This is a genomic window from Methylohalobius crimeensis 10Ki (assembly GCF_000421465.1).
Taxonomy (GTDB): Bacteria; Pseudomonadota; Gammaproteobacteria; order Methylococcales; family Methylothermaceae; genus Methylohalobius; species Methylohalobius crimeensis.
This window is the reverse complement of record NZ_ATXB01000001.1, coordinates 1,115,653-1,141,877: the sequence shown is the minus strand read 5'-3', so window position 1 is coordinate 1,141,877 and position 26,225 is coordinate 1,115,653. Positions and strand designations below refer to the sequence as shown.

24 protein-coding genes and 1 pseudogene are annotated in these 26,225 nt (G+C 59.1%); 9 read left to right on the top strand and 16 right to left on the bottom strand.

The annotated features are described in order from the left end of the window. Positions 1-15: 15 nt before the first annotated feature. Complete coding sequence (locus H035_RS0105835) at positions 16-498, bottom strand: DUF2244 domain-containing protein (RefSeq protein ID WP_022948063.1); 483 nt, start codon at positions 496-498, stop codon at positions 16-18. A gap of 144 nt (positions 499-642) precedes the next feature. Here H035_RS0105835 and H035_RS0105830 point away from each other — a divergent pair, with 144 nt between their 5' ends. Further along, the gene (locus tag H035_RS0105830) at positions 643-1,608 is read left to right on the top strand and encodes a cytochrome c oxidase assembly protein (RefSeq protein WP_161624007.1); all 966 of its coding nucleotides are present in this window, start codon (positions 643-645) and stop codon (positions 1,606-1,608) included. A gap of 24 nt (positions 1,609-1,632) precedes the next feature. Here the strand turns inward: H035_RS0105830 and bioC are convergent, their stop codons facing one another. From bioC to bioB, 4 genes are read right to left on the bottom strand one after another with little or no spacing between them, the layout of a single operon-like run. Then, positions 1,633-2,385: a malonyl-ACP O-methyltransferase BioC gene (gene bioC, locus H035_RS0105825; RefSeq protein WP_161624006.1), complete on the bottom strand. Its 753-nt coding sequence runs from the start codon at positions 2,383-2,385 to the stop codon at positions 1,633-1,635. Positions 2,386-2,402: 17 nt separating this feature from the next. Then, complete coding sequence (bioH, locus tag H035_RS0105820; RefSeq protein WP_022948060.1) at positions 2,403-3,164, bottom strand: pimeloyl-ACP methyl ester esterase BioH; 762 nt, start codon at positions 3,162-3,164, stop codon at positions 2,403-2,405. Beyond that, the gene (bioF, locus tag H035_RS0105815) at positions 3,161-4,312 is read right to left on the bottom strand and encodes an 8-amino-7-oxononanoate synthase (RefSeq protein ID WP_022948059.1); all 1,152 of its coding nucleotides are present in this window, start codon (positions 4,310-4,312) and stop codon (positions 3,161-3,163) included. Before bioF ends, bioH begins: the two co-directional genes overlap by 4 nt. After that, positions 4,302-5,288 (bottom strand): biotin synthase BioB, encoded by a 987-nt coding sequence (gene bioB, locus H035_RS0105810; RefSeq protein ID WP_022948058.1) that lies wholly within the window; start codon positions 5,286-5,288, stop codon positions 4,302-4,304. Before bioB ends, bioF begins: the two co-directional genes overlap by 11 nt. A gap of 125 nt (positions 5,289-5,413) precedes the next feature. Here bioB and H035_RS22590 point away from each other — a divergent pair. Next, positions 5,414-5,530: pseudogene (locus H035_RS22590) on the top strand (double zinc ribbon domain-containing protein); the annotation flags it as partial. Positions 5,531-5,611: 81 nt separating this feature from the next. Continuing rightward, positions 5,612-6,244 (top strand): ComF family protein, encoded by a 633-nt coding sequence (locus H035_RS22640; RefSeq protein WP_321162853.1) that lies wholly within the window; start codon positions 5,612-5,614, stop codon positions 6,242-6,244. On the opposite strand, the gene ubiA is transcribed toward H035_RS22640, so the two are convergent. From ubiA to metG, 10 genes are all read right to left on the bottom strand, one after another. Then, positions 6,232-7,092, bottom strand: a complete 861-nt coding sequence (ubiA, locus tag H035_RS0105800; protein WP_022948056.1) for a 4-hydroxybenzoate octaprenyltransferase — start codon at positions 7,090-7,092, stop codon at positions 6,232-6,234. The genes H035_RS22640 and ubiA overlap by 13 nt on opposite strands. Continuing rightward, positions 7,079-7,654: a chorismate--pyruvate lyase family protein gene (locus tag H035_RS0105795; RefSeq protein ID WP_161624005.1), complete on the bottom strand. Its 576-nt coding sequence runs from the start codon at positions 7,652-7,654 to the stop codon at positions 7,079-7,081. Before H035_RS0105795 ends, ubiA begins: the two co-directional genes overlap by 14 nt. Before the next feature lie 210 nt (positions 7,655-7,864). Beyond that, positions 7,865-9,934 carry an ATP-dependent DNA helicase RecG gene (gene recG / locus H035_RS0105790; RefSeq protein WP_022948054.1) on the bottom strand — a complete coding sequence of 690 codons (2,070 nt, stop codon included), beginning with the start codon at positions 9,932-9,934 and terminating at the stop codon, positions 7,865-7,867. Then, positions 9,935-12,160 carry a RelA/SpoT family protein gene (locus tag H035_RS18405; RefSeq protein WP_022948053.1) on the bottom strand — a complete coding sequence of 742 codons (2,226 nt, stop codon included), beginning with the start codon at positions 12,158-12,160 and terminating at the stop codon, positions 9,935-9,937. 10 nt (positions 12,161-12,170) lie between these two features. Then, positions 12,171-12,428 (bottom strand): DNA-directed RNA polymerase subunit omega, encoded by a 258-nt coding sequence (gene rpoZ / locus H035_RS0105780; protein WP_022948052.1) that lies wholly within the window; start codon positions 12,426-12,428, stop codon positions 12,171-12,173. Positions 12,429-12,497: 69 nt separating this feature from the next. Further along, the gene (locus tag H035_RS0105775; RefSeq protein WP_022948051.1) at positions 12,498-13,679 is read right to left on the bottom strand and encodes a phosphoglycerate kinase; all 1,182 of its coding nucleotides are present in this window, start codon (positions 13,677-13,679) and stop codon (positions 12,498-12,500) included. 24 nt (positions 13,680-13,703) lie between these two features. Beyond that, positions 13,704-14,282, bottom strand: coding sequence for a thioredoxin family protein (locus H035_RS0105770; protein ID WP_022948050.1), 579 nt, complete (start codon positions 14,280-14,282; stop codon positions 13,704-13,706). A 234-nt stretch (positions 14,283-14,516) separates the two neighbouring features. Beyond that, the gene (gene nth / locus H035_RS0105765) at positions 14,517-15,194 is read right to left on the bottom strand and encodes an endonuclease III (RefSeq protein ID WP_022948049.1); all 678 of its coding nucleotides are present in this window, start codon (positions 15,192-15,194) and stop codon (positions 14,517-14,519) included. Next, on the bottom strand, positions 15,191-15,556 hold the full coding sequence (locus H035_RS18400; protein WP_022948048.1) for an RnfABCDGE type electron transport complex subunit B: 366 nt from the start codon (positions 15,554-15,556) through the stop codon (positions 15,191-15,193). Before H035_RS18400 ends, nth begins: the two co-directional genes overlap by 4 nt. A 156-nt stretch (positions 15,557-15,712) precedes the next feature. Then, positions 15,713-17,737: a methionine--tRNA ligase gene (metG, locus tag H035_RS0105755; RefSeq protein WP_022948047.1), complete on the bottom strand. Its 2,025-nt coding sequence runs from the start codon at positions 17,735-17,737 to the stop codon at positions 15,713-15,715. Between the two features lie 118 nt (positions 17,738-17,855). Here metG and glgX point away from each other — a divergent pair, with 118 nt between their 5' ends. Both glgX and H035_RS18395 read left to right on the top strand, forming a co-directional pair. Continuing rightward, positions 17,856-19,958 (top strand): glycogen debranching protein GlgX, encoded by a 2,103-nt coding sequence (gene glgX, locus H035_RS0105750; protein ID WP_022948046.1) that lies wholly within the window; start codon positions 17,856-17,858, stop codon positions 19,956-19,958. Positions 19,959-19,960: 2 nt separating this feature from the next. Next, entirely contained in the window at positions 19,961-20,404 is a 444-nt protein-coding gene (locus H035_RS18395) for a DUF5658 family protein (protein ID WP_022948045.1), read from the top strand. Here H035_RS18395 and H035_RS0105740 read toward each other — a convergent pair. Then, a complete protein-coding gene (locus H035_RS0105740) occupies positions 20,377-21,639 on the bottom strand; it encodes a dicarboxylate/amino acid:cation symporter (protein ID WP_026596305.1) in 1,263 nt (420 codons plus the stop codon). The two genes, H035_RS18395 and H035_RS0105740, sit on opposite strands and share 28 nt — an antisense overlap. 108 nt (positions 21,640-21,747) lie before the next feature. Between H035_RS0105740 and H035_RS18390 the strand changes: the two genes are divergently transcribed. The 4 genes from H035_RS18390 to gspD are packed head-to-tail and all read left to right on the top strand — an operon-like array spanning position 21,748 to position 26,215. Then, complete coding sequence (locus H035_RS18390) at positions 21,748-22,836, top strand: PilN domain-containing protein (RefSeq protein WP_022948043.1); 1,089 nt, start codon at positions 21,748-21,750, stop codon at positions 22,834-22,836. Beyond that, entirely contained in the window at positions 22,817-23,404 is a 588-nt protein-coding gene (gene gspM, locus H035_RS0105730; RefSeq protein WP_022948042.1) for a type II secretion system protein GspM, read from the top strand. Before H035_RS18390 ends, gspM begins: the two co-directional genes overlap by 20 nt. After that, on the top strand, positions 23,401-24,006 hold the full coding sequence (locus H035_RS0105725) for a hypothetical protein (RefSeq protein WP_022948041.1): 606 nt from the start codon (positions 23,401-23,403) through the stop codon (positions 24,004-24,006). Before gspM ends, H035_RS0105725 begins: the two co-directional genes overlap by 4 nt. Before the next feature lie 10 nt (positions 24,007-24,016). After that, a complete protein-coding gene (gene gspD, locus H035_RS18385) occupies positions 24,017-26,215 on the top strand; it encodes a type II secretion system secretin GspD (protein ID WP_022948040.1) in 2,199 nt (732 codons plus the stop codon). The last annotated feature ends 10 nt before the right edge of the window (positions 26,216-26,225 follow it).

Sequence of the window (26,225 nt, the reverse complement as noted above, 5' to 3'; positions counted from 1 at the left end):
GATCAACCACACAAATTAAAATTCGGATGACAAGGCTTGTTGTAATGATTGTGCCAGCGCCTGCTTTTCCTCTTCGATCAAAAAGGCGCCGATCTCTACCTGCTTGCCATGGGAACCGACATATAGCCGTCCACATTCGTTTAAGCGCGTCGGACCGGACCATTCAATCCGTACCCAAGCCCGCAAGAATTCATGAAATCGTTCAACGTCGGGTACGGCGCGCTCGATTCGAAGCTTTTCCCGATCGAGGGTGATAATCTCGCGGATGGCACTTTCCCGCATACTGCGAGTCAGACCATATCCAAGCAACCAAAGTTCGGCCCCGGAGAACGGTAGAACAGGCCATGCACCCGCCAGCGCAAATCCCGTCCCAATTGCCGCCATCCCCAAACCCATCACACCGATCAACATTTTTGCCTGGCGCCGGTTCAAAGACGCGTTGGGCCGCAATATCCACTGATATTCGCGGGGCTGTTCGCCCTGCCGATGCCGAATCATGCCTGACGGGGGTGGCTGACGGTCGATTTCAAAGCCGCAAAACGCACTAATAAACCCGATTTAATGTACCCTATGAGATTACCCGCCGCAAGCAGCATTGCCGAATCCGGCGTCGACTTTAACCTGGATCAAACTTTTGTTCCGATGCCCGATCGTTCACGTATTTCCCTGTCGTTAGGCGTTACCCTCATGTTTTTGGGGTATTGGGTTGCCGGACCGGCAATCGCCCATGGTGAATTTCAGGAAAAAGACCATTTCTGGTCCATGTGGCAATTCACCCCGGCCATCGCCTTGCCGCTTCTTCTCACGTTGGCTGTTTACTTCCGCGGTTGGTGGAAACGCTGCCGGCAAAAAAAGCCCGTATCCCGGGCACGTACCTTGGTCTTTTTAACGGGTGTGGGATGCTTTTGGGTGGGGCTGCAATCTCCCATCGAACCCCTATCCGACCATTTCCTTTTCATCCATCAAATCGAACACCTATTGCTTAGAGTGTTCGGGCCGCTGCTCACCATCCTCGGCCTGCCGTTGGGACCGATGATCCAGGGGCTTCCCAGAACCTCGCGCCGTTACCTCCTGGTTCCCTTGATTCGCAGCCGGGTGATGCAAGCTCTGTACGGCTTTCTCAGTCACCCGATCATCGCACCCTTCTTGTTCATCGCCACCCTGATCGTCTGGCAAATTCCCGCATTGCATGACCTCGCGGTACGCGATCCCGGACTTCATGACGCCATGCATTTAAGCATGATTGTGACCGGCTTTTTCTTCTGGTGGCTGATCGCCGATCCGCGCCCCCAAGCGCGCTTGTCCTACGGGATGCGGTTGATCGTGCTATGGCTGGTCACAATCCCCAATACCCTGTTGGGGGCCTATATCACCCTCAACAAGTTTCCCCTCTATCAGGTTTACGACGTCTTGGAGGGAAGCTGGCACATCGACCGATTGATGGACCAACAACTGGGCGGTATCCTCATCTGGGGACCGGGAGCGATGATGGGTGTCGTCGGGACGGCGGTCATCTTCTTGCTCTGGCTGCACCAAGAAGAACGGAATCATGCCAGCTTAGAATCTATGGCGTCGGATTCCGGCAGTTTGCCTACCGGGACGCGGTGAACTCGCCCGACAGAGCAACCGCCGTCATTTGACCGCCACGCCATATACAGGTACGAAGCTGGCGCGTATCCCGTCCGATCGGCCTGGATAAGCATTTTCCAGGGATTCGAGCGCGCCCTTGCCCAGCAAATGCCGGGGCCGGTCGAGGGTGACGTTGTGGGCACCGATGCCCTTGATCTCATGCAGCAATGCCCGCACCGAAGCGTACGGCAGCGAGATCGACTCGCGCTCCAAACGCCAATGGCTGAATCCGGCCCGGGACAGGCATTGAATCAAACGCTCGGGTTCGACGAATGGATTGACATGGCTATAGTCGTCCACCTGGCGCCACGCCTGGCGCAATTCTTCCAGGGTTCCCGCGGCGAAAGTGCTGAACAGCAAGACGCCGCCGGGTGGGAGAATCCGGCCCATCTCGGCAAAGGCCTGCTCGGGCTTGAGACACCACTGGAGGGCGAGATTGGACACGATCAGTCCGCAGCAATCATCGGCCAAAGGCAGTGTTTCAGCATCACCCACGACAAAACCGGCGGCTCTCCCCCATTGCCGGCGGCGTGCCCGCTGCAACATGCCTTCGGCGATATCCACCAGCATCAAAGGTCGACCCGGGTAGCGGCGACTCAATTGATGCGCACACCAACCGGTGCCCGCGCCGATATCCAAAAGCCACCCCGGAGCGACTGTCTGCGGCAGATTTCCCAGGAGGCGCTCGCCGATTTGTCTTTGCAATCCGGCCAAACGGTCGTAGCTTTTGGCGGCGCGATCGAAGGATCGCCGCATCCAGTTCTTGTCCCAACTCATAAGCCGAATGCCCGCACCAGTTTGACCAACCTTTCCGGCTGGCTAAGGAAGGGGGCATGACCGGCGTCATCCCAAACCGACAAACGGGACTGCGGCAGCCCTTTCGCCAAACGCTCGGCGGCTGCAAAGGGAACCAAGCAATCCTCCCGCCCGGCGACCACCGCAGCCGGGCAGGCGATTGCATTCAAATCGCCGCGAAGATCCGCTTGCCGCAGAATCGCCAAGCCCTGCCGGAGGGTGGTCAAGGAAGGCGGTGGATATTTCGTCCAGCCGGACTGCAAACGGCGCAAGCATTTCTTGGGATCGACCGCTCCTCGGCAAGCCAAGGCCAAAAAACGATTCAATGCTTTGCCCGCATCACTTTCGACACCTTCCACGAAGGATTCGAACCCGGTCGGGGACATGCCGGGCCAATCCCCCCCGGCAACGAAACGGGGATTGGCGGCCAGCAAAATGAGACCTGAAACTTGATCCGGATAGCGTCGAGCCAACTCCAATACCACCTGTCCTCCGAGCGACCAGCCCAGCCACAAGGCCGGGCCCATTTCCAATTCCGCCAACGCCGCGGCGGTATCGGCCAAAGTCCACTCGTCCCAAGCCGGGCTGCGACCGTGTCCGGGAAGATCCACGCAGGTAACTTGAAAATCCGCCGCCAGAGATTCGGCCATCTCCCGCCAGACACCCGAGTGCATCGCCCAACCATGAACCAAAACCAACCGCGGACCGCAACCGAAGGTTTCCGTGTAAAGCGTATTCATAGACTGCGTGCCAGCGCGTCCAGCAAACCATCCACCTGGGTTTCGGTGTGGGCGGCGGTCAGGGTGATGCGCAAACGAGCGGTACCCGCGGGCACCGTCGGCGGGCGGATCGCCGCCACCCAAAAGCCTCGCTCCCGGAGCTTCCGGCTCACTTCCCAGGCGCGCCGGCTGCTTCCCAAAATCAGCGGTTGAATGGGGGTTTGGGACGGCGAGAGAGAAAACCCCAGCGCATCGGCTCCGGCGCGAAAACGGGCGATCAGCGCCTCCAGATGTTCGCGCCGCCATTTTTCTTTCCGCACCAGGCGCAGGCTGGCTCGAATCGCCTCCGCCGCCGCCGGCGGCAGGGCGGTGGTATAGATGTAAGTGCGCGCCTGTTGAATCAAGGTTTCGATCAACGCGTCCCCTCCGGCGACGAATGCCCCGCACACCCCCAGCGCCTTGCCCAGGGTGGCCATCAGGATCGGCACATCGCTCCGGCCGAGACGAAAGTGTTCCAAAATTCCGGCCCCCTTCTCCCCCAGCACGCCGAAGCCGTGGGCATCGTCCACATACAGCCAGCAGGCATGATCCCGGCAACGTTGCGCCAATTGAGGCAGCGGCGCCAAATCGCCGTCCATGCTGAAAACCCCGTCGGTGGCGATCAGGCGGGCGCGGTGTGGCAGGGTTTCCAAAGCCGCTGCATCGCCGTGAGGGAAACGCTTGAGCCGAGCGCCGGCGAGGCGGGCCCCGTCCAGAAGAGAGGCATGGTTGAGGCGGTCTTCCAACACCCAATCGCCACGCCCGGCGAGCGCCGTCACCACCCCCAGATTGGCTTGATAACCGCTGGAGAAAAGCAGCGCCCGCGGACGCCCGGTGAATTCGGCCAATTCTTCTTCCAGGGCGCGGTGGGGCGTCATATGCCCGCAAACCAAGTGGGAAGCGCCGCTGCCCACGCCATAGCGCTCCGCGCCCCGCTGCCAGGCCCGAACGACCTCGGGATGGGCGGCCAGGCCCAGATAGTCGTTACTGCAGAAATTGACCCGCTTGCGGCCCGCCACCACGACCTCCGCGCCCTGCGGAGATTCCAACGTGACGCGGCGACGGTATAGCCCGTCCGCTTGCCGCCGGGCCAGTGCTTCCTCGAGCCCCTTCTCCAGATCAGTGGGCATCGCACCCGGCGGTACGAATCCCCAAGCGCTCGAACAAATGCCGGTCGGCCTCGCTTTCCGGGTTGTCGGTGGTCAAAAGCTTCTCGCCGTAGAACACCGAATTGGCCCCGGCCAAAAAGCAGAGCGCCTGCATTTCGTCGTTCATGTCCGTGCGACCGGCGGAAAGACGCACTCGGGACGCGGGCATCAGGATTCGGGCCGCCGCCACGGTGCGGACGAACTCGAACGGGTCGAGGGAATCGCTGCCATGCAAGGGCGTGCCTTCCACTTGGACCAGCAAATTGATCGGCACGCTTTCGGGATGTTGCGGCATATTCGCCAATTCCCGCAGCAGCCCGGCCCGGTCGGCGCGACCCTCCCCCATGCCCACGATGCCGCCGCAGCACACGTGAATGCCGGCCCCGCGCACGTGATTCAGGGTATCGAGACGGTCTTCGTAGGTACGGGTGGTGATGATCCGGGGATAGAACTCGGGCGAAGTATCCAAGTTGTGGTTATAGTAGTCGAGTCCCGCTTCTTTGAGACGCCGGGCCTGGGTATCGGTGAGCATTCCCAAAGTCATGCAGGTTTCCATCCCCAAATCCTTGACCGCCGTCACCATTTCCGCCACTTGTTCGATGTCGCGATCCTTGGGCGACCGCCAAGCGGCCCCCATGCAAAAACGACTCGAGCCTTTGGCTTTGGCCGCTTCAGCCGCGGCGAGGACGTCCTCCAACGGCATCAATCGTTCGCGCTCGAGACCGGTGTCGTAACGGGCGCTTTGGGGACAATAGCCGCAATCCTCGGGACACCCCCCGGTCTTGATGGACAAGAGGGTGCTGACTTGAACCTCGTTGGGATCGAAATAGCGCCGATGGGCGGTCTGAGCTTGATGGATAAGATCGCTAAAGGGAAGCTCGAACAAAGCCGATACTTCCTCCTGAGTCCAATCGTGACGTAGATCGTCCGGGAAAACTTCGGCGCGGGAAACCGCCATGTCGCAACTCCTTGTCGTTTTCTAAACTAAAGTGAATACGGCGATCATAGAGAAAAACGGGGCGCTGTCAACCTCGGGGAGCAGACAAGGTTAACCACTGGCTAAATTTTCTACAACGGCTATTCTATCCTCCCCGCTGCCTGTTGTGCGGCGAGCCGGGACACGCCGGACTGGATTTGTGCCGACCCTGCCGGGCGATGCTGCCGTGGTTGGCGCATTTCTGCCGCCAATGCGGCCTGCCCTTGAGCAGCCCCGAAGCAAGCACGATTGACACTCACGGGCTAAGCGCCGGGGGGGACGGTCCGGGGCCGTTCGCAGCAGGGATGCTGCGATCCGAGCGTACACGGAGGTATTCACAGCGTGTCCCGGACCGTCCCCCCCGGCGCTTGGATGACGCAGAAAGGGACCCATACCGACCCGGCCTGATCTGCGGCGCTTGCCTCAAAAAACCGCCGGCCTTCGACCGGACCTATCCGCTCTGGCACTACCGACCGCCGGTACCGGGGTTGATTCATGCGCTCAAATTCCAAGGACGGTTGGAGTGCGCTCGGCTGCTGGGAGAGATCATGGCCGAACAGTTAGGCACGCTTCTTCCGCCCGACTGTCTGCTGCCGGTTCCCTTGCATCCGGCGCGCTACCGGGAGCGCGGGTTCAATCAGGCGTTGGAAATCGCCCGTCCGCTTACCAAACAGCTTGGGCTTCCCTTAACCCCCCGCCTATGCCGCCGGACCCGGTTCACGCCGCCCCAATATACCCGGGACGCCCAGGGACGCCGAAAAAACTTGCGCGGTGCGTTTCAGGCCTCGAAAGCAGTCGACGGTTGCCGGATCGCGGTCGTGGACGACGTGATGACTACCGGCACCACCGCCCATGAAGTGGCCGCCGCTTTGAAACGCGCCGGGGCGAGCCGTGTGGAAGTCTGGATCTTGGCGCGGGCCGACCGTCAGATCCAATAATCCAAGGCGATGCCTAAAAAAATCACCCCCCCGAACCAATTGTTGTTCAGAAACGCCTGGAAACACTCGCTCCGATTTCGGTCGCGAATCAAAAACTGCTGATAGGCGGCCATCCCCGCCGCCGCCAAAAGTCCCAGCCAATAGCCCCCGCCCAGGTTCTGCAGATAGCCCACCCAAATCAGTACGCCCAGCATCGCCCCTTGGATAAGGCCGACGATCAATCGATCGTAACGCCCGAACAGGATGGCGCTGGACTTGACGCCGATTTTCAAATCGTCGTCCCGATCCACCATGGCGTACATGGTGTCGTAGATCACCGCCCATAACACCGCGGAAAGCAGCAACCACCAAGCCACGCCCGGGAGCGTTCCGGTTTGTGCCGTGAACGCCATGGGGATCGCCCAGCCGAAAGCCAACCCCAAATACGCCTGGGGCAGGTGGGTATAACGCTTCGTGAACGGATAGGAAGCGGCCAGAAACAAGGCGACCACCGACAAGGCGACGGTCAAGCGATTGAGCTGCAATACCAACAAGAATGCCATCAGACACAGCCCTGCAAACAATGCCAGCGCTTCCTTGGAAGTCACCCGACCGGCGGCGAGGGGCCGATCGCGGGTGCGGGTCACATGGGGATCGATCCTGCGATCGGCAAAATCGTTGATCACGCAGCCGGCCGCGCGCATCAGCGCCACCCCCAACACGAACACCAATACGATTTTGCCGTCGGGACTCCCCTCCCCGGCGATCCATAGGGCCCACAGCGCCGGCCACAACAGCAACAGCATGCCGATGGGACGGTGGAATCGCATCAAATGCCAGTATTGGGTCAAACGCTCACGCCAATCCATCGTCCTCCTCCAAAGCGAAAACCGCGGGCAAAAAAAACTCGTTGACCAGCAAAGGGCGATCGCGGCCGATTCGATACAAAGCGCGCCGCCCCCAGCGGGGAAATACCTCCGCCCGATAGGGCCGGCAAACCGCATCGTTCAAGCGCGCCCACTCCATGCTCAATCGTTCCACGCCGGGGTGAGTGAAAAGGAACGCGCCCAGGGGACGGTTGCCCAAACGGGCGACACCGATACCGGGACCGGTCAAGGTCGCCGCGGAAGCCACACTGCGGGCCATCAGGAGCGGTCCGCCGGGCCCTTCCAGACAAACCTCCCGCACCCAAACCAAACGTCCCCAGGGCATCTTAAGCCCGCGGGCTTCAGTCAAAAACGGGCGCCCCCACCCTTCATACAACCGTCGGACCCGAATGGAACCCGTGGTCGCTTGCAGCCTCGCGGTCAGGGAGCCGGATTCGGCCAGCCAGGTTTGCACTCGGGAAGGGACGCGGCGGGCGCGTGGCGAGCGAATCGGAAACCAAGCCGGTTCGGCGGCCAATACAAAACTACGGGAATGTCGGCTCAAGTGCACTTTACAATAAAATTTTAAAAGCTCGTTACAAATCCAACGCTCTCGGATTGAAAGGGCTCCGGCGGTTTGCCTGGAGGGCGTTCGCTTCCCCCCTCCCTTGCCCTCCCCCCGTTGGGGGAGGGCAAGGGAGGGGGGAAGCCCCCAGGGACGGGTTCACGGCGTCCCGGAAGGCAAACCGCCGGAGCCCGCGCGACCGCTGAGATTTCAAATATTGGCGTAACGATCGCCTTCCTCGACCCAGAAAGTGAGCAAGGAATCGACCGCTTGAGGCGCGTGCCGCTCCAGCCATTCGGCCGCCCGGCGTACATCGGGCAATAGATCGCGGTCGCGCAGGGGATCGGCTATTCTAAACCGTAGCGCCCCGCTTTGGCGAGTGCCCAGTACTTCGCCGGGTCCGCGCAGCGCCAGATCCCTCTCCGCCAGGGCGAAACCGTCGTAGCACTCGCGCAAGTAGGCCAAGCGGCGACGGGCACTTTCCGCCAAAGGGGGTTTATAGAGAAGAATACAGTAACTGCGACCCGGCCCCCGTCCGACCCGGCCGCGCAATTGGTGCAATTGGGCCAGCCCCAAACGCTCGGCGTTTTCGATCACCATCAGGCCGGCATTGGGCACATCCACCCCCACTTCGATCACGGTGGTCGCCACCAGCAAATCGATTTCGCCCGCCTTGAAGGCCGCCATGGTTCGATCCTTGACCTCCGCCTTCATTCGGCCGTGGACCAGGCCGACCCGGACTTCGGGCAGTTGCAGATGCAGGTTTTCGGCGGTCTTCTCCGCCGCTTCACCGGCCAGCACCTCGGACTCCTCGATCAAGGTGCAAACCCAGTATGCTTGCCGCCCCCCGCCGATCCAAGCCCGGAGACGCTCGATCAACTCGCTTCGCTTATCTTCGCCCATCACACGGGTTTGCACCGGCTCGCGCCCGGGAGGAAGCTCGTCGATCGCCGATACTTCCAAATCGGCATAGCGGAGCAAGGCCAAGGTTCGGGGAATGGGCGTGGCGGTCATCACCAAGTAGTGGGGAGATGGCCCATCCGCCTTGGCTTTGAGGGCCAAACGCTGGTCCACGCCGAAACGGTGCTGTTCATCCACGATCACCAACCCCAGACGGGAGAAGCGAACATCCCGCTGAAACAAGGCGTGGGTTCCAAGCAAGACATCCACCTCACCCGCCGCCACGCCCTCCAGGGTCTCCTTCCGCTCCGAGCCGCCCTGGCGGGCGGTCAACAATTGGGTGGCAATACCCAGCGGGCTCAACCAACGCTCCCAGGTCCGATAGTGCTGCTCGGCCAAGAGTTCGGTCGGCGCCATCAAGGCGGTTTGCCAGCCGGCGCTGACCGCCGCCAGGGCGGCATGGGCCGCCACCACGGTTTTGCCCGACCCCACATCCCCCTGCAACAATCGCCCCATGGGTCGATTGCGGGACAAATCGGCTTGAATTTCGGCAATCACCCGCTCCTGCGCCGAGGTCAGGCGAAACGGTAACGATCGTCGTAAAATTCGGATTTTTTCCGGGTCCGCCACCAGCGGCGGCGCCTTATTTTCCCGGCGCGATCGGCCCTGCCTGCGGAACGCCAACTGATGGGCCAGCAACTCCTCCCATCCCAATCGGCGCCGAGCCCCTTCGCCGCCGTCCCATCGATCCTCCGAAAGCGGTCGGTGCATTTTCGCCAAGGCGGTCTCCAAGGATGTCTTCCCCCAGGCCGGCAAACACGCGGGGGGCAAGGTAGGCAGCCAATCGCCGGCATCGAGCGACGCCAAGGCTTGAGTTATCAGGCGGCGCAGATGGTTTTGACTGATTCCCGGGGTGGTGGGATAGATCGGCAAGATGCCGGCGGTCGCGCGATCGGCCGGTTCCAATTCCGGATGCACCATTTCGAACCCCTCGTCCCTCGCGTTCTGGCCGTACCTCGACGGCCGCACTTCTCCGTAACAGCGCCAACGGCTGCCGGGAGTGAGGCGATGGCACAAGCCGGCATGGAAATGAAAAAAGCATAGATCCAGCTCGCCGCTGTCATCCCGCAAGCGACATAGCAAGATCGGTCGGCGGCGTCCGACGATAGTCGTGGAGACCGCTTCCCCTTCGATCAAGACTTTATCGCGGCGAGCGGCGGCAATGGGCATCACCTGTCTTCTATCTTCGTAGCGCGAGGGGGCATGCAGGAGCAGATCGCGCACATCGCAAACGCCAAGCCGCTGCAGCTTGGTCGCCAACGCCGGGCCGACGCCTTGAAGGGTTACAACCGAAGGGATGGCAGCGGCACTCGCCGCCATTCAGGCTTTGGTTCGCTGAATACGCAACACCACCGGAATTTTGCGTAATCTGCGGATGATACGGGCCAAATGAACGCGGTCCTTGACCGTCAGGGTGATGACGTCGGTACTGGTATGGCTGTCCTGCTGGGTCACTTGGAAGTTTTCAATGTTGGCGCCTTTTTCGGCGATGGCCGAGGCCACTTCGGCCAAGGTTCCGCGGCGATCCCACAGAACCACCCGCAGTTCCACGGGAAAATCCCCCTTCGCCTGGCTGTCCCATTCCGCCCGAACCCAGGTGATTTGCTTCTTCTGAAACTCGAGGGCGTTCTTGCATTCGCTGCGATGCACCACCAGCCCCTTGCCGGGGTTGAAAAAGCCCACGATGGCGTCCCCCGGAATCGGCCGGCAACAGCGAGCCAGGTTCACCACCATGCCCTCGGTCCCCTGGATGAGCAACGGCGTCCCGCTCCCCGGTCCTTCGTCCAACGCCACGTCCACGCCTTCCCTATCCGAGGTCAGCTGCCTCGCCACCAAAAGGGCCATGCGATCGCCCAAGCCGATGGCCTCGAGCAAATCATCCAACCGCTCGAAACCCATGGCCTGGAGCCTGCTGTCGATTTGTTCCGCAGGCAAAACCTCCAGACTCAAATTCAGCTTGCGCAATTCCGCTTCCAACATGCGGCGGCCCAACCTGACCGCCTCCTGGGTTTTGAGATTGCGCAAATAATTGCGGATGGCGCTGCGCGCTTTGGCGGTGACCACGTAATTGAGCCAGGAGGGATCCGGCCGCGCCCAATTTTGGGTGACCGCCTCCACCGTCTGGCCGTTGGAAAGCACCGTATGCAAGGGAACCATCTGGCCGTTGATACGCGCGCCGACGCAGGTATCGCCGATCTCGGTATGCACGGCGTAAGCGAAATCCAGGGCGGTGGCGCCGCGCGGAAGTTTGATGATATCGCCTTGAGGGGTGAAAACGTAAATCTCGGAAGGGAAAAGATCGACTTTCAAGTTGTCCAGGAATTCCAGCGACCCCCCTTCGTTCTTCTGATGCTCGAGGAATTCGTTGATCCAGGCATAGGCGCGGGCCTTGGCGGCGTCGCTTTGGTCGATCTCCTTCTTGTACAGCCAATGGGCGGCGATGCCGTTTTCGGCGATTCGATGCATGTCCCGGGTGCGAATCTGAACCTCCACCGGCACCCCGTAAGGCCCCACCACCACCGTGTGAAGGGATTGATAGCCGTTATCCTTGGGCAGGGCGATATAATCCTTGAAGCGGCCGGGAATGGGCTTGTATAGGCCGTGCATCACGCCCAGGGCACGATAGCATTCATCCGGATCGCACGCCAGGACACGCACCGCATAGACATCGTAAACCCGGCGGAAGGATAATCCCTTGACGCACATTTTTTTATAAATGCTGTAGATGTGCTTCTCGCGACTGGAAATCTCGCAGCGAAGATCCGCTTCGCGTAAGCGTTCACAGATGGCCTGCTCGGTGGTGCCGATGACTTCCTTGCGATTGCCCCGGGCCCGCTTGATCGCCTTTTTCAACACCCGGTAGCGCATCGGATAAATGGCCTGCATCGCCAATTCCTCCAGCTCCAGGCGCTTCCGGTGCATTCCCAGACGATCGGCCAAGGGTGCATAGATGTCCTGGGTCTCGCGGGCGAAACGACGGCGCCGGTCCATCGCCATCGGCCCCAGGGTGCGCATGTTGTGGAGACGGTCGGCCAGCTTGACCAGAATCACCCGCAAATCCTTGGCCATGGCCAAAATCATCTTGCGCAGAGAGTCGGCCTGGACCTCCTGTTTGGACTTGCTGTCCAACTGGGTGAGCTTGGTGACGCCATCCACCAATTCGGCCACCTCCTGGCCGAACAAATCGCTCAATTCTTCCTTGGTGACCTGCGTATCTTCGATGACGTCATGCAGGATGGCGGCGATGATGCCGGCCACGTCCATGCGCATTTCCTTGGCCAGGATCAACGCCACTTCCAAGGGGTGACAGATATACGGCTCGCCGCTCAGGCGAAATTGATCGGCATGGGCGGCATCGGCGAATCGAAAAGCTTGCCGAACCGCTTCGATCTGTTTCGGTTCGGAATAGCCGGCGATCGATTCGATTAGGGATTCTGCCAGAGCATCCTGAGGACGCTCGGTTGGACTGCTCGAACCCCCCTTCGGGGGGTGCTTGGTTCGGTGCAATCGGCTGCCCTGCCGATCGATCAAGGCCGGCTCCGCCATAATAATTTCTCTAGCTCATGGGTTTTTCCGGTACCTCTTCCCTGGCCGCGGCGACGCCGCCGTCCATATCCAAATCTTGAAGTTTGTGGATATCGAGCTTTCCGGATGCGATTTCCCGCAAAGCCAACACCGTCGCTTTGTCGTTTTTTTCGGTCAACAAAGGTTCCGCGCCACCCAGCAACTGGCGGGAGCGCTTGGCTGCCAGCAGCACCAGTTCAAACCGATTCTCGGCGTGTTCCAGACAATCTTCAACCGTCACTCGTGCCATATCAATCCTTTATGATTTCGTAAATAGCTTGTTGTAACCATATAAAAAATTTGTTGCGCAAACAACTAATCAGCTGCAGCGTTGCGCCAGAATTTCCACCGCGGGCAATTTTTTACCTTCCAGAAACTCCAGAAAAGCGCCGCCACCGGTGGACTGATAAGAAATCCGGTCCCCCACGGCATACTTTTCGATCGCCGCCAGGGTATCGCCGCCGCCGGCGATGGAAAAGGCGGAACTTTCGGCGATGGCCTGGGCGATCTTGCGGGTTCCTTCGCCGAATTGATCGATTTCGAATACCCCCACCGGACCGTTCCAGACGACGGTGCCGGCACGGTTTAGCCTCTCCGCATACTGTTCGGCGGTTTGCGGACCGATGTCCAGAATCATCTCCTCGTCCGCGACCTGATCGATGGATTTGACCACCGCTTCGGCGGTTTCGGAAAATTCCGTCGCCACTACCACATCCACCGGAACGGGAATCTCCGCCCCACGCGCCTTGGCCTGCTCCATCAACCGCTTGGCCTCCGGGACCAAGTCGGGCTCGTGCAGGGATTTGCCCACGCCGTAACCGGCCGCGGCGATGAAGGTGTTGGCGATTCCCCCGCCCACAATCAATTGATCCACTTTTTGGGACAAAGTTTCCAACACCGTCAATTTGGTGGATACTTTGGAACCGCCGACGATGGCCAACAGGGGGCGATCCGGATGTTCCAGCGCTTTCCCCAGCGCTTCCAATTCCTGCGCCAGGAGCAACCCTGCCGCCGCTTGCGGGGCGAATTGGGCCACCGCATGCGTGGAGGCCTGGGCCCGGTGGGCGGTGCCGAACGCATCCATGACAAAAACATCGCACAGCGCGGCCATTTTCTTGCCCAATTCCGGATCGTTGGCCTTCTCGCCTTGATTGAAACGGACGTTCTCCATCAGAACCACCGCTCCGGAGGCGGGGGATTGAATGCCATCGACCCAGTCCTTGGCCAATGTCACTGGCTGCCCCAGAAGCTCCGCCAAACGATCCCCCACCGGTGCCAGGGAATATTGTTCTTCATAAACCCCTTCCTTGGGACGACCCAGGTGGGACATGACCATCACACAGGCCGCTCCTTGCTCCAGCGCCCGCCGAATGGTTGGAACACTGGCGCGGATCCGGGTGTCGGACGTCACCTTACCCTCCTTGACGGGCACGTTCAGATCCGCCCGGATCAACACCCGCTTGCCCTGTAAATCCAAATCGGTCATTTTTTCGATGGTCATTTTCCCTCCTGAATGATTAAGGTTTCAGCCGGCCTGGGAAGCTTCCGGTTCTTGCTCTTTCCACTTGATGGAACAACCCATGCTGGCAATTTGGTCTTGGGGTCCGTTGCCGGTAATCGCGACCTTTTTCATCGCCTCGAACAAATCGCGCCGGGCATCGGCCGCCGGTTCTTTGCCGCTTTCATCGATCCGGCCGCGGTATTGGAGCTCCAAATGCGCGTTGTAGCCGAAGAAATCCGGAGTGCAAACCGCATCGAAAGCCTTGGCCACTTCCTGGGACTCGTCATACAAGTAAGGAAACGGAAACTTTTTTTCCTGGGCCAGTTGTTGCATTTTTTCGAACGAGTCATCCGGATATTTCTCGGCATCGTTGGCGCTGATCGCCACGCAACCGATACCGAATTTCTGCAGTTCCTTGGCATCGCGGATGATCCGGTCCAGAACAGCCTTCACATAGGGACAGTGATTGCACATGAAAATCACCAGCAACCCGTTGGGCCCTCGGCATTCGTCCCGGGTCCAGTCCTTACCGTCCACGCCCGGCAGAGTGAAATCCGGGCAGGGTTTGCCAAACTCGCAAATGGGGGTTTCTGTGCGCGCCATGAAGTATCCTCCTCTTTTACACCGTCGTTTGTGTTATCGCTACATCTCCCTGGGTACCTTGTCTCCCTCTGTGGCCGAGACTCGCCGCTCGGGCCTTTTGAAATCATATCAAATCGAATCGCAAACTGTCTGTCTTCAAAGCCCTTAGGTTATGTTGACATTTTCAGCAGGAGCCGGCGGCTTGACCGAAGGGCCCTACTTCGGATCAGTTCAGGTAACTTTGCAAACAGTCCCTTACAGACGCTTATGGGGATAGTCGCAAAGATCTCGGATCACGCATTGGCTGCATTTGGGACTTCGGGCCAAGCAAACATAGCGGCCGTGAAGGATCAACAAATGGTGGGCGTCGCGTTTGAACTCGGGGGGCGCGAGCCGGTCCAGCTTTTCCTCCACTTGACGCACATTGGCGCCCGGCGCCAGACCGGTCCGATTGCAGACCCGAAAGATATGGGTATCGACCGCGATGGTGGGCTCCCCGAAAGCGGTGTTGAGGACCACGTTGGCGGTTTTGCGTCCCACGCCCGGCAAGGCTTCCAGTGCTTTGCGAGTGCGGGGCACCTCGCCGCCGTGCGCCTGTAATAATTGCCGACACAGGGCAACGAGATTCCGGGCCTTGGTGTTATACAAACCGATATGGCGGATGTAGCGCTTCAGTCCCGCCTCGCCCAATGCCAGTATCTGCGCGGGCGTATTGGCCACCCGGAACAACTCGGCGGTGGCCTTGTTGACGCTTTTGTCGGTGGCCTGAGCCGACAACACCACCGCCACCAGCAACTCGAAGGATGACCGGTAATCGAGTTCGGTGGTGGGATTGGAAATGGTTTCGCTCAAGCGCTCGAAGATCAGGCGAGCCTTGCTTGCCAGGGAACGCTTCGAACACGCGCCCGCATCCAGATCAACCGGATGGTTCATAACGCCCGCTTCCTTTTCAATGCCGCCTTTTTGGCTTCCAGCTTCGCCCGTCTTTCCGCCGCCGCCTCCATCAAACGCCGCCTGCGGGCCCGATGTCTGCGCTTGGCCAACTCGGCTCGCTGTTTTCTTGCTTCTTCGGTCCGCGGACGCAGATAATCCGGGGTGGGAATCATATCGATGCAATCCACCGGACACGGATCAAGGCACAACCGGCAACCGATGCATTCGGCGGCAATCACGGTATGCATCAGGTTCGCCGCCCCCACGATGGCATCCACCGGGCAAGCCTCCAGGCAACGGGCGCAGCCGATGCACCGCGATTCGTCAATTTTGGCAACCTGGGTAAACGTTGCTTTGCCCATTATATATAACTAATATCTGGCGAACTATCCGAGGCGCCGGGTGGAGGCTTGCCGGACCGTTGGCGCCCCGGACGGACGCCATCGAGCCCCCACGGAGGGGTTCACGGCGTGTCCGGCAAGCCTCCACCCGGCGCTGCAACGGTGTGGAACCATCAACTATTTGACTTTCATACCGGGCTCGGCACCCTCATCCGGCGACAATAGAAACAACTCTTCGCCCCCGGGGCCGGCGGCCAAAACCATTCCTTCGGAAACACCGAAACGCATCTTGCGCGGCTTGAGGTTGGCCACCATCACCGTCAGCCGGCCTTCCAGATCCTTCGGATCGTAGGCGGCTTTGATCCCGGCAAATACGTTGCGGGTCTCTCCACCCAAATCCAGCGTCAGCCTCAAGAGCTTGTCCGCGCCTTCCACCGCCTCCGCCTTCTGAATGCGGGCGATGCGCAGATCCACCCGGGCGAAATCTTCGTAATCGATCGTCGCCGAGGGATCGGTTTTTTCCTTGGAAGGTTGAGCGGCGGGTTTCAAGTCTTCTTTGGAGGCTTCCACCATGGCGGCGACTCGGTCCGGGTCGACCCGGCTCAAGAGCGGCTTGAAGGGTTCGATCCGATGGTTCAACAACGGGGGTGTGGAAATGTCCGGCCAGGATTGCTCGGAGAGGTTCAAAAAGCTTTCCGAATCGGCCGCAAGGCGGGGCAGCACCGGCTTGAGATAACCCACCAAAATCCGATACAGATTGATCCCCTGGGTGCATACCGCTCGCAATTCCTTGTCCAGCGCCGGGTCCTTGGCCATGATCCAGGGCTTGTGCTCGTCGATGTATTGATTGGCCGCATCCGCCAATGCCATGATCCGGCGCATCGCTTTGCCGAACTCGCGCGTCTCGTAAGCCTTTGCGATCTCCTCGCCGGCCGCCACGAAGCTTTGGTAAAGGTCCGCGTCGGGCAAAGTTCCGGCCAAGGTGTTGTCGAACCGCTTCTTGAGAAAACCGCTCAAGCGGCTGGCGATGTTGACCACCTTGCCCACCAGGTCGGCATTGACCCGCTGGCAGAAATCGTCGAAGTTGAGATCGATGTCTTCCACCCCCGCTCCCAGCTTGGCGGCGAAGTAGTAGCGCAGATACTGGGGATCGAGGTGATCCAAATACGTCCGGGCGTTGATGAAGGTGCCGCGGGATTTGGACATCTTCTCCCCGCCGACGGTGAGAAAGCCGTGGGCGGAAATGGCGGTGGGGGTCCGGAAACCCGCCCCATGCAGCATGGCCGGCCAAAACAAGGCGTGGAAATAGACGATGTCCTTGCCGATGAAGTGGTACAACTCGGCATCCGGATCCGGGTTCCAATAGGCGTCGAAATCCAGCCCCTTCTCCTCGCACAAATGTTTAAAGCTGGCCATGTAGCCGATGGGCGCATCCAGCCAGACATAAAAATACTTGCCCGGGGCGTCGGGAATCTCGAAGCCGAAATAGGGCGCGTCCCGGGTGATATCCCAGTCCCTGAGACCGGACTGCAGCCATTCGTTCACTTTGTGCGCCACTTCCGGCTGCAAATGCCCCGACCGGTGCACCCATTGTTTGAGAAAATCGGCGAAATCCGACAATTGGAAGAAATAGTGCAAGGTCTCCTTTTTCACCGGCTGCGCGCCGGACACCGCCGAGATCGGGTTTTTCAAGTCGGTGGGGGCATAGGTCGCTCCGCATGCCTCGCAGCTGTCTCCATACTGGTCGCGGGCGCCGCAACGCGGACATTCGCCTTTGATGAAGCGGTCGGGCAAAAACATTTCCCGGACCGGGTCGTAGAATTGCTCGATGGTTTTGGCCTGGATATGACCGGCATCCCGGAGACGCCGGTAGATCAAATCGGCCAGTTCCCGGTTCTCCGCCGAATGGGTGCTGTAGTAGCAATCGAAATCGATATCGAACCCGGCGAAATCGGCTCGATGCGCTTGTTCCATCCGCTCGATCAAGGCTTCCGGCGCAACCCCCTCCTGCCGTGCCCGGAGCATGATCGGCGTGCCGTGGGTGTCATCGGCGCACACATACCAGCAGTTGGCGCCGCGCAGCTTTTGGAATCGGACCCAAATATCGGTCTGGATGTATTCCACCAGGTGCCCCAGATGAATCGGGCCGTTGGCGTAGGGCAAAGCGCTGGTAACCAGTATTCTGCGAACGGAAGCTTGCATAGGGCGGTTCAATCCTGTCCAAATTCTTCAAAACATACCATTTTAACGCAACTCCTTCCGTCATTTTCTTCTTACATTGGTGATAAAGTATAAAAACACTCCACTCCGGTGAAAGATTATGGAACAGGCATTGACAATCACCCGCGGCCACCCCCTGCCCTTGGGGATACACGCCTTCGACGGCGGAATCAATTTCGCGGTGTTCAGCCGCCACGCCACCCGTCTGTGGCTTCTGTTGTTCGACGATCCCGAGGCGCTGGACCCGAAATGGTGGATCGAGCTGGACCCCGTCCACCATCGCACCGGGGACATCTGGCATGTATACGTCCAGGGCGCCCATCCGGGCTTGAGCTATGTATTCCAGGCGGACGGTCCGTCCTCGCCCCGCGAAGGACACCATTTCAACGCTCGCCGCGCCCTGCTCGACCCCTACGCCCAGGCATTGGTGGAGGTGGAGCACTGGGACTTCGCCATTCTTCGCGACGATTGGCTGCTGGAGCACCCCGACGAGCCGATCCCCAAACATCAATATCGCATCAAGGGGCTGATCCCTCAGGAGGACGATTTCGACTGGGGCGACGATCGCCCCTTGCGCACGCCCTGGCCGAAAACCGTGGTTTACGAAACCCATGTGCGCGGCTTGACCATCCACCCTTCCTCTGCCGCCCTGCGTCCCGGCACCTTTTTGGGGGTGATCGAGAAAATTCCTTATTTTAAGGAATTGGGCGTCACCGCATTGGAGCTGATGCCGGTGCATCAATTCAATCCCCGCGAACTGGATCGCCACAACCCACTCACCGGCGAGCAGTTGGTCAATTACTGGGGCTACAGCACCGTCGCCTTTTTCTCTCCCCATGCCCAATACAGCAGCGGCCACAAGCTGGGAGGGCAACTGACCGAATTCAAGGCGATGGTGAAAGCCCTGCACGAAGCGGGGATCGAAGTGCTTTTGGATGTGGTCTTCAATCACACCGCCGAAGGCAACAGGCACGGCCCCACCCTCAATTTCCGGGGGCTGGACAACTCCATCTATTACATCCTCGAAGAAAGCGACCGATCCCGATACGTCAACCACTCCGGTTGCGGCAATACCCTCAATTGCAATCACCCGGTGGTGCGGCATTATATTTTGGAGTGCCTCCGTTACTGGGCCACCGAGATGCACGTGGACGGCTTCCGCTTCGACCTGGCTTCGATTCTGGGGCGCGATCAGTCCGGCCAATTGATTCCCAACCCCCCGCTTCTTGAATCCATCGCCGAGGATCCCATCCTGCGCGAAGTCAAACTCATCGCCGAAGCCTGGGACGCCGGCGGCGCCTATCAGGTGGGGCTATTCCCGGGCGAGCGCTGGTCCGAATGGAACGGCCAATACCGCGACGACGTGCGCCGTTTCTGGCGCGGCGACCACGGCATGCTGGGCCCCTTCGCCACTCGCCTGTGCGGCAGCGCCGACCTGTACCAGCACAGCGGCAAAACCCCGGTCAACAGCATCAACTTCATCACCAGCCACGACGGTTTCACCCTCAACGACCTGGTTTCCTACGAACACAAACACAACGAATCCAACGGGGAAAACAACCGCGACGGCAGCAACGACAATTACAGCTGCAATCATGGCGTCGAAGGGCCCGCCGACAACCCGGCGATCGAAGCCGTCCGGTTGCGCCAGATCAAAAACTTCCTCACCACCCTGTTCGTCTCCCGCGGCATTCCCATGCTCTTGGGCGGCGATGAATTCCGCCGCACCCAACAGGGCAACAATAACGCCTACTGTCAAGACAACGAGATCTCCTGGTACGACTGGAGCCTGGTGAAAAAGAATATTCACCTGGTCCGGTTCGTCCAGCAATTGATCCGCTTCCGCCGGGCCCATTCCATATTGAGCCGGGAGGCCTTTTACAAGGAGGGAGACATCGAATGGTTCGGACCGGACAAAGCCCCGCCGGATTGGAGCGAGGGCCACGCACTGGGCACTCACATCCATCCGGACACCTCCGAAGGCCATGATTTGTGTCTATTGTTCAATGCCGGACACGAACCGGTGCAGTTCGATTTGCCGTTCCTTTCCGCCGACCACCATTGGTGTGTCGCAATCGACACCGCCGCGGCGTCACCCGACGACATTCACGAAATCGGCGCCGAACCCCCTTTACCCGATCGCAAGCATCTACAATTGACTGAGCGCAGTCTTGTCATTTTAGTTGCCCGACCCCTGGATTGACGATGACCACTGACAAACGCCGCCTCGCCGACCGCCGACGCCTGAGCTGGCGGACCCTGGTCTGTGCCTTGACCCGTGGTCGGCGCCGCGGACCCCGCCGAATCGAGGAGTGCCAAGCGCCTCATTACGTCGACATCTACGAGGATATTCGCTTACTGATCTGGTCGGCGGGAATCATCGGGTTTTGCGTACTCGACGCCTTTTTCACCCTGCAGATCTTGCAGCGCGGCGGACTGGAGCTCAATCCGGTGATGGCGTTTCTCCTGGGAATCAGCGTGCCGGCCTTCTTCTATGGAAAATATGCACTTACCGCCGGCGCGATCCTGTTCATTCTTCTCCACGTCAATTTCAAGGTATTGGGAATCCCGGTGCGCCACATCCTGCCGATCCTGTTCTTTTTCTATGCCGGCTTGATTGGCTACGAAGGGTTCTTGCTGTCCGGCTGAACCGAAAAGGGCATCACTTTTTCCACCACCGCCGATCCCACGCTGTCCCCCCAAACGTTCACGGCGGTGCGAAACCGATCCAACAGCCAGTCCACCGACAGCAGAATGCCGATGTATTCCACCGGCAGGCCCACCGCGTTGAGCACGATGACCATGGTCACCAAGCCCGCTTCGGGAATGCCGGCCGCGCCGATCGCGGCCAGGGTGGCGGTAATCGCCACCGTCGCTTGCTGCAGCAAGCTCAACTCGATGCCCAACACTTGAGCGATGAAAATCGCCGCCACCGCCTCGTAGAGCGCGGTCCCGTCCATGTTGATGGTGGCTCCCAGGGGGAGCACGAATTCCACCGATTCGCGCGCCACCCCGGCCCGATCCACCGCCGATTCCATCGTCACCGGCAAGGTGGCGGAAGAACTGGCGGTGGAAAAGGCGGTCAAGAGTGCCGGCGACATGCGTCCCAGAAAGCGGCCAGGACGGCGGCGGGAAAACACCCACAAAATGACCGGCAGAACGACGAAGGCATGGACCCCCAATCCCAGCAGAACGGTCAACACGTACCATCCGATTTGCTGCAAAGTTTCCAGAAAAGCGCCCTGAGCCTGAGCTTCTCCGAAGCGCGCCGCCACCAGACAAAAGACTCCCAGCGGGGCGATTTTCATGATCATCAGAATGAACGCCATCAAGGCCTCGTTGAGCTGGACGATGAACTCGGTCACCCGGCCGACCCGCTCCCCAAGGACGGACAGGATGCCGGCAAACAGGATGGAAAACACGATCAAAGGCAACAATTGGGTGTCGGCCATGGCGCCGATCAGATTGTCGGTGAACAGCATCAACACCAGATTCTCCAAAATGGTAGCGATGCTCGCATCGGCGGTTGCAGCGATGCTTTCATCTTTGGCCAGTCCGGCCAAGGCCTCTCCCTGAATCCGCCCGCCGGGTTCGATCCAATTGACCAGCAAAACTCCCACAATAACCGCCAGCAAGGTCGTGGTAAGATAGTACGCGATCGCGACCGCACCGGGCCGGCGAAGCTTTCGCACATCCCCTAGACCGATGATGCCGCTCATCACGCTCGACATGACCAGGGGCACCACCAACATTTTCAAAAGACGCAGAAATACTTCACCACCGATCTCCAGATGCAGCGCCATCCCGGGGGCGCCCACCCCCACCACGACGGCACCCACGATTGCCACAAGCATGGCTATTGTGAGGTGGTTACCCTTTCCCATGAAACACTCCCGATTTAAGTTGATATAATTGATCGAATGATAGTTTTGTCATTTTTCTCCATGGTTTTCAGATCGGGCGCAGCAACCATCCCCCACGTCCAACCCTAAATGGCCATTCGCATCGACCAACTCTCTCTGCCTCCGGCGTGGCGGCAATTTTGGCATTGGTGGCAAGACCAGCTGATCAAATCCATACCTGAGGCATGCAAGCGCTGGTTCTTCCATCATACCCATATCCTGCTTGCTTTACCGAGTGAGGGGGAAGTCCGATTCTGGCGCCGGAAAGAAAATGCCGTGACCGAGTTGGAGCAAAAAGCAGGTCCCGATTCATGGCGTGCTTGGCAAGCGGAAGAAGACGCCACGTTCACGCTCTTGCTGTTACCCGGCCAGTACCTTCACAAGCAGATCTATTTACCCCTGGCCGCCCAAGAGAACCTGCGCCAGGTAATCGGTTTCGAACTGGATCGCCAAACCCCGTTCAGCGCCGATCAGGTGTATTTTAGCAGCCGGGTGATCGAGCGCCTCGCCGGGAAACGGCAACTGAAAGTCGAAATCGCCCTCACCCCGCGCGAGTTTTTGGACGATCAACTCGCATACTTTCATCAAGCCGGCCTAAAACCCCGGCATGTGGATGCCGCCGTCTGGGAAAACCATTACCCTGTCCCGTTGAAATTCGACCTGCTGCCCCCCCGCTGGCGCACCACCGAGAGTCACTGGCGACACTTCGTGAACTGGACCTTGGGGGGAATTTTGGTTTTGCTGATCGGTTTGGCCCTGGCCCTCCCTATCGCTACCCAAAGCAATATCCTGGAGGCGCTGGAAGATCAGGTCGACCAAACCCGGCGGACGGCTCAAATCACCAATAAACTGAAGAAGCAGGTCACCGAATTGGAACAAAAAGCCCGCTTCGTGCTGACCCGTAAACGCGCCATCCCACCCATCGTTGAGGTCATGAATGATCTTTCCCAAAGACTTCCCCTGGACACTTGGCTGAACGGTTTCAATTACCGAGAGGGAGAACTGCGGATCAACGGCCACTCCCCCGCCGCCTCCAAACTGATCGAGATTCTGGAGGCTTCTCCCTTCCTGAGCGACATACATTTCGTCTCTCCCATCACCCAGGATCGCCGCACGGGACTGGAGCGATTTCAAATCAGCATGAATGTCGGCTACGAGCATGATGACAAACCTGACTGAATCCCAACAGCGTCTGGCGGCGTGGAGCTTGACACTGATACCCGTGCTGCTGTTTTATTTTCTGTTGGTGGCGCCTTATGTCAGCTGGGTGCGTTCCAACCAGGAACGCATCTCCGAACTCCAATTCCAACTGGAACGACTCTCCCGTAGTGCCGCCGAAGAGCCGAGTTGGCGCAAACGTCTCAAGAGCCTGCAAACCCGCCATAATCAGGATGAGCATTATCTCAGCGGAGAGACGCCCGCCCTCGCTTCGGCCGAATTGCAAAGGCGTTTGGGGGAAATCATCCGCACCGCCGGCGGCGAACTGACCAGCACTCAAGTCCACCCCCAACACCAGGAAGAAGAATTCACCCGCATCGCCGTACGGATACGCTTATTGGGCAATTTGGAGGTGTTGCGCGAGGTTTTGCATAGCATCGAATCCAATCGCCCCCTGTTGATCGTGGACAATCTCAATATCCGGCCTTTACCCGGACGCCGCGATCCCAAGACTCGCCAACCGCTCCCTTCCGATCGCTTGAACATGGACATGGAAGTGGTCGGCTATATGCCCACGCCGACAACATGAAGGAACTGATGCGCCATCCGGGAACTTGGTTGCTGATAGCAGGCTGCCTTCTGGCCGCCTTGGGCGTCGGTATCGAATACCGTCTGCTGCAACGCCAGATCGCCGATGCTTTGCAGCCTCCGCCGGCACCCTCCAAGGAAGCGCGAATTCCGGCAGCCATACCGGAGAATGCAGCGGAACTGCCACCCATCGACACGTTTACCGCTCTCATCGTGAACCCGCTATTTATCGAAGGCCGTCAACCCCTACCCGAGGAATCGCAAACCTCCGATGCCGAGACCGAGGAAGCCGAAGCGGAAAAAAAGCCGCCGCCGGATCTCCGCCTCACCGGCATCCTGGATACCCCCGAAGCCGGACAAATCATTCTGGTACAGGACCCCGAGGGCAAAACCTTGCGCTTTAAACCGGGGGATGTCATCGACGGTTGGCAGGTCACGGAACCGGAAACCGATCAAGTCGTTTTAGATCAGGACGGCGAACATCACATCCTCAAGTTAATCAAACCCCGTCCTGGCCAAGCGAAAGCCGAAAAGAATCAGAAGCGACCTCCCCCCCACGACAACCCATTTGCTCGCGCGGCGCGAAGAAAAAACAACCAATAGGGAAGCTTAGATGCAGTGGCACCTTGCAAAACGACTCACTTGGGCGATATTGATCACCACAGGATTGGCAAGCTGCGAATACCTGGACACCAACTTGCGCGAAAAAATCCCGCTCGATTCGGTAACCGCCATAGAACCGCCGCCCGAGGAACCCGAGGGCGAAATTCCCCTGTCCCAGGAGGAAGCACAGCCCGGCTTGGAAAAAACCGAAATCTACCCGGGCACCAAACAGTTTATGCGCCCCGTGCCGACGCCTCACCCCAAGAAGGAAGCCGGCCAGTACACCTTGAATTTCGACGATGCCGACCTGGGAGAGGTGGCTAAAGTCATCTTGGGGGATATCCTCCAGGTCAACTATACGATGAGTCCCAAAGCAGGGGGTAAGATCACCCTTCAGACCACCCGTCCCCTCCGCAAAGATGAAGTGATGCCTGCCCTGGAAATGGCGCTGCGGATGAACGGCTTGGCTTTGACCCTGAAAAACGGCTTTTATTGGATCGGGCCGGCCAACGAGGCGACCGTCGGCGCGCCGATCGGATTGGTGCAACAAAAATTGCCACCGGGATTCCAGATTCGCATTTTCCCCTTGCGTTATGTCAGCGTCGAATCCATGGAGAAAATCCTGAAGCCGATTCTTCCGCCCAACGCCATTCTCTACACCGATAATATCCGCAACCTGATGGTGGTGGCGGGCAGTGCTTCGGAGTTGGCTCCCCTGGAAGACACCGTCCAGGCTTTCGACGTGAATTACCTCGAAGGCATGTCGGTGGGACTGTTTCCCCTCGACAACGTGGATGTCGACACGCTGGCCCAAGACCTGAAAAACGTCTTGGGAGATAAGGTCTTCGGCGAAGAGAGCTCCCTTCTGCGCGTTTTTCCGATCAAACGCCTCAATGCCCTGATGGTCATCTCCAGCCAACCGGACTACCTGGAGATGGCGGAAACCTGGATCGAACGACTGGATCGGACCACTTCCGAGACTTCGGGGGGCGTACACGTCTACCGGGTGCAAAACGTGGATGCGGTCGAACTGGCCGACACCCTGAATCAGATCTTCACCGGCCGCAGCAGTAAACCGCCCGAAGCCTCGCTGGCCCCGGGTTTGAAAAAGGAAACGGTGAGCGGCACAACTTCCGGCAGCTCATCCTCCTCCAACAGCCGCCCCAGGGCTTCCAGTAGCGGTTCGGCTGTTTCCACCAAGGGAGAAGTTCGGATCATTGCCGACGAATCCAACAACGCCTTGATCGTCATTGCCGATCAAGAGGATTACCGAGCCATCGAACGGGTAATCAACCGATTGGACATCATGCCCCTGCAAGTCTTTATCGACGCATCCATTATCGAAGTCACCCTGGAAGACCAGCTGCAATATGGGCTGCAATGGTTCGTGCAAAACAAGCTTCCCAAAACTAATAGCTCGATAGGCCTGACCGAAAACGGAATCAATCTAACCGATGCCGCCAAGGAGGCCCTACTGAGTACCTTCTCCTCCGGCTTCTCTTATACTTTTCTAAATAGTTCGCGAGATATCGGCGTCATCCTGCAAGCGCTGGCAAGCGACAACAAGCTCAATGTCATTTCCGCCCCTTCCCTGATGGTCCTCAACAATCACGAAGCCAATATCGTGGTGGGCGATCAGATTTCCCTGCGCACCGGTTCGTTTGTGAACACCGCGAGCAGCAGCGGGGTTGCGGAAACTTTCCAGCAGCGCGACACCGGCGTCCAGCTGACCATCAAGCCCCGAGTCAATGCCGGCGGCTTGGTGATCATGGAATTGGAGCAAACCGTGGACGATGTGGGGGCTCAACAGGACAACAGTGGGAACCCCACCATCCTCAAGCGCGAAATCAAGAGCACCGTCGCCGTCAAAGACGGGGATACCCTGGTCCTCGGCGGTTTAATCAGGGACAGGAGGAGTCAAGACGAGCAGGGCATTCCCTTCTTGCACTCGTTACCGCTGATCGGCCCCCTGTTTGGCAGCACTAACGAAAGGTTCAATCGCACCGAGTTGGTGGTTCTGCTAACCCCCCGGGTCGTTCAAAGCCGCGGCGATGTCTATGGAATTACCAACGAGTTCAAACAACGACTACGGCAGATTTACGAGGTTCCCGGCAATTACTTCGAGAAGCAGATACCGGCAAAACAGTCTGGCGATCATCGGCAGCATGAATCGGCGGAGACTAAAGAAAGCAGTGACATGGGAGGCTGATCGGTTATCG

Excerpts from the sequence above, each read along its gene's own strand:
- H035_RS0105775 (WP_022948051.1), bottom strand. The coding sequence starts at position 13,679 with ATGACCATCGAAAAAATGACCGATTTGGATTTACAGGGCAAGCGGGTG.
- recG (WP_022948054.1), bottom strand. The coding sequence starts at position 9,934 with ATGGCGGCGAGTGCCGCTGCCATCCCTTCGGTTGTAACCCTTCAAGGC.
- H035_RS18390 (WP_022948043.1), top strand. The coding sequence starts at position 21,748 with ATGGCCATTCGCATCGACCAACTCTCTCTGCCTCCGGCGTGGCGGCAA.
- H035_RS0105835 (WP_022948063.1), bottom strand. The coding sequence starts at position 498 with ATGATTCGGCATCGGCAGGGCGAACAGCCCCGCGAATATCAGTGGATA.
- H035_RS18405 (WP_022948053.1), bottom strand. The coding sequence starts at position 12,160 with ATGGCGGAGCCGGCCTTGATCGATCGGCAGGGCAGCCGATTGCACCGA.
- H035_RS0105740 (WP_026596305.1), bottom strand. The coding sequence starts at position 21,639 with ATGGGAAAGGGTAACCACCTCACAATAGCCATGCTTGTGGCAATCGTG.
- metG (WP_022948047.1), bottom strand. The coding sequence starts at position 17,737 with ATGCAAGCTTCCGTTCGCAGAATACTGGTTACCAGCGCTTTGCCCTAC.
- rpoZ (WP_022948052.1), bottom strand. The coding sequence starts at position 12,428 with ATGGCACGAGTGACGGTTGAAGATTGTCTGGAACACGCCGAGAATCGG.
- H035_RS18400 (WP_022948048.1), bottom strand. The coding sequence starts at position 15,556 with ATGGGCAAAGCAACGTTTACCCAGGTTGCCAAAATTGACGAATCGCGG.
- ubiA (WP_022948056.1), bottom strand. The coding sequence starts at position 7,092 with ATGGATTGGCGTGAGCGTTTGACCCAATACTGGCATTTGATGCGATTC.
- H035_RS0105770 (WP_022948050.1), bottom strand. The coding sequence starts at position 14,282 with ATGGCGCGCACAGAAACCCCCATTTGCGAGTTTGGCAAACCCTGCCCG.
- gspM (WP_022948042.1), top strand. The coding sequence starts at position 22,817 with ATGATGACAAACCTGACTGAATCCCAACAGCGTCTGGCGGCGTGGAGC.
- H035_RS0105830 (WP_161624007.1), top strand. The coding sequence starts at position 643 with ATGCCCGATCGTTCACGTATTTCCCTGTCGTTAGGCGTTACCCTCATG.
- gspD (WP_022948040.1), top strand. The coding sequence starts at position 24,017 with ATGCAGTGGCACCTTGCAAAACGACTCACTTGGGCGATATTGATCACC.
- nth (WP_022948049.1), bottom strand. The coding sequence starts at position 15,194 with ATGAACCATCCGGTTGATCTGGATGCGGGCGCGTGTTCGAAGCGTTCC.
- H035_RS22640 (WP_321162853.1), top strand. The coding sequence starts at position 5,612 with ATGCTGCGATCCGAGCGTACACGGAGGTATTCACAGCGTGTCCCGGAC.
- bioB (WP_022948058.1), bottom strand. The coding sequence starts at position 5,288 with ATGGCGGTTTCCCGCGCCGAAGTTTTCCCGGACGATCTACGTCACGAT.
- H035_RS0105725 (WP_022948041.1), top strand. The coding sequence starts at position 23,401 with ATGAAGGAACTGATGCGCCATCCGGGAACTTGGTTGCTGATAGCAGGC.
- bioF (WP_022948059.1), bottom strand. The coding sequence starts at position 4,312 with ATGCCCACTGATCTGGAGAAGGGGCTCGAGGAAGCACTGGCCCGGCGG.
- bioH (WP_022948060.1), bottom strand. The coding sequence starts at position 3,164 with ATGAATACGCTTTACACGGAAACCTTCGGTTGCGGTCCGCGGTTGGTT.
- glgX (WP_022948046.1), top strand. The coding sequence starts at position 17,856 with ATGGAACAGGCATTGACAATCACCCGCGGCCACCCCCTGCCCTTGGGG.
- H035_RS18395 (WP_022948045.1), top strand. The coding sequence starts at position 19,961 with ATGACCACTGACAAACGCCGCCTCGCCGACCGCCGACGCCTGAGCTGG.
- bioC (WP_161624006.1), bottom strand. The coding sequence starts at position 2,385 with ATGCGGCGATCCTTCGATCGCGCCGCCAAAAGCTACGACCGTTTGGCC.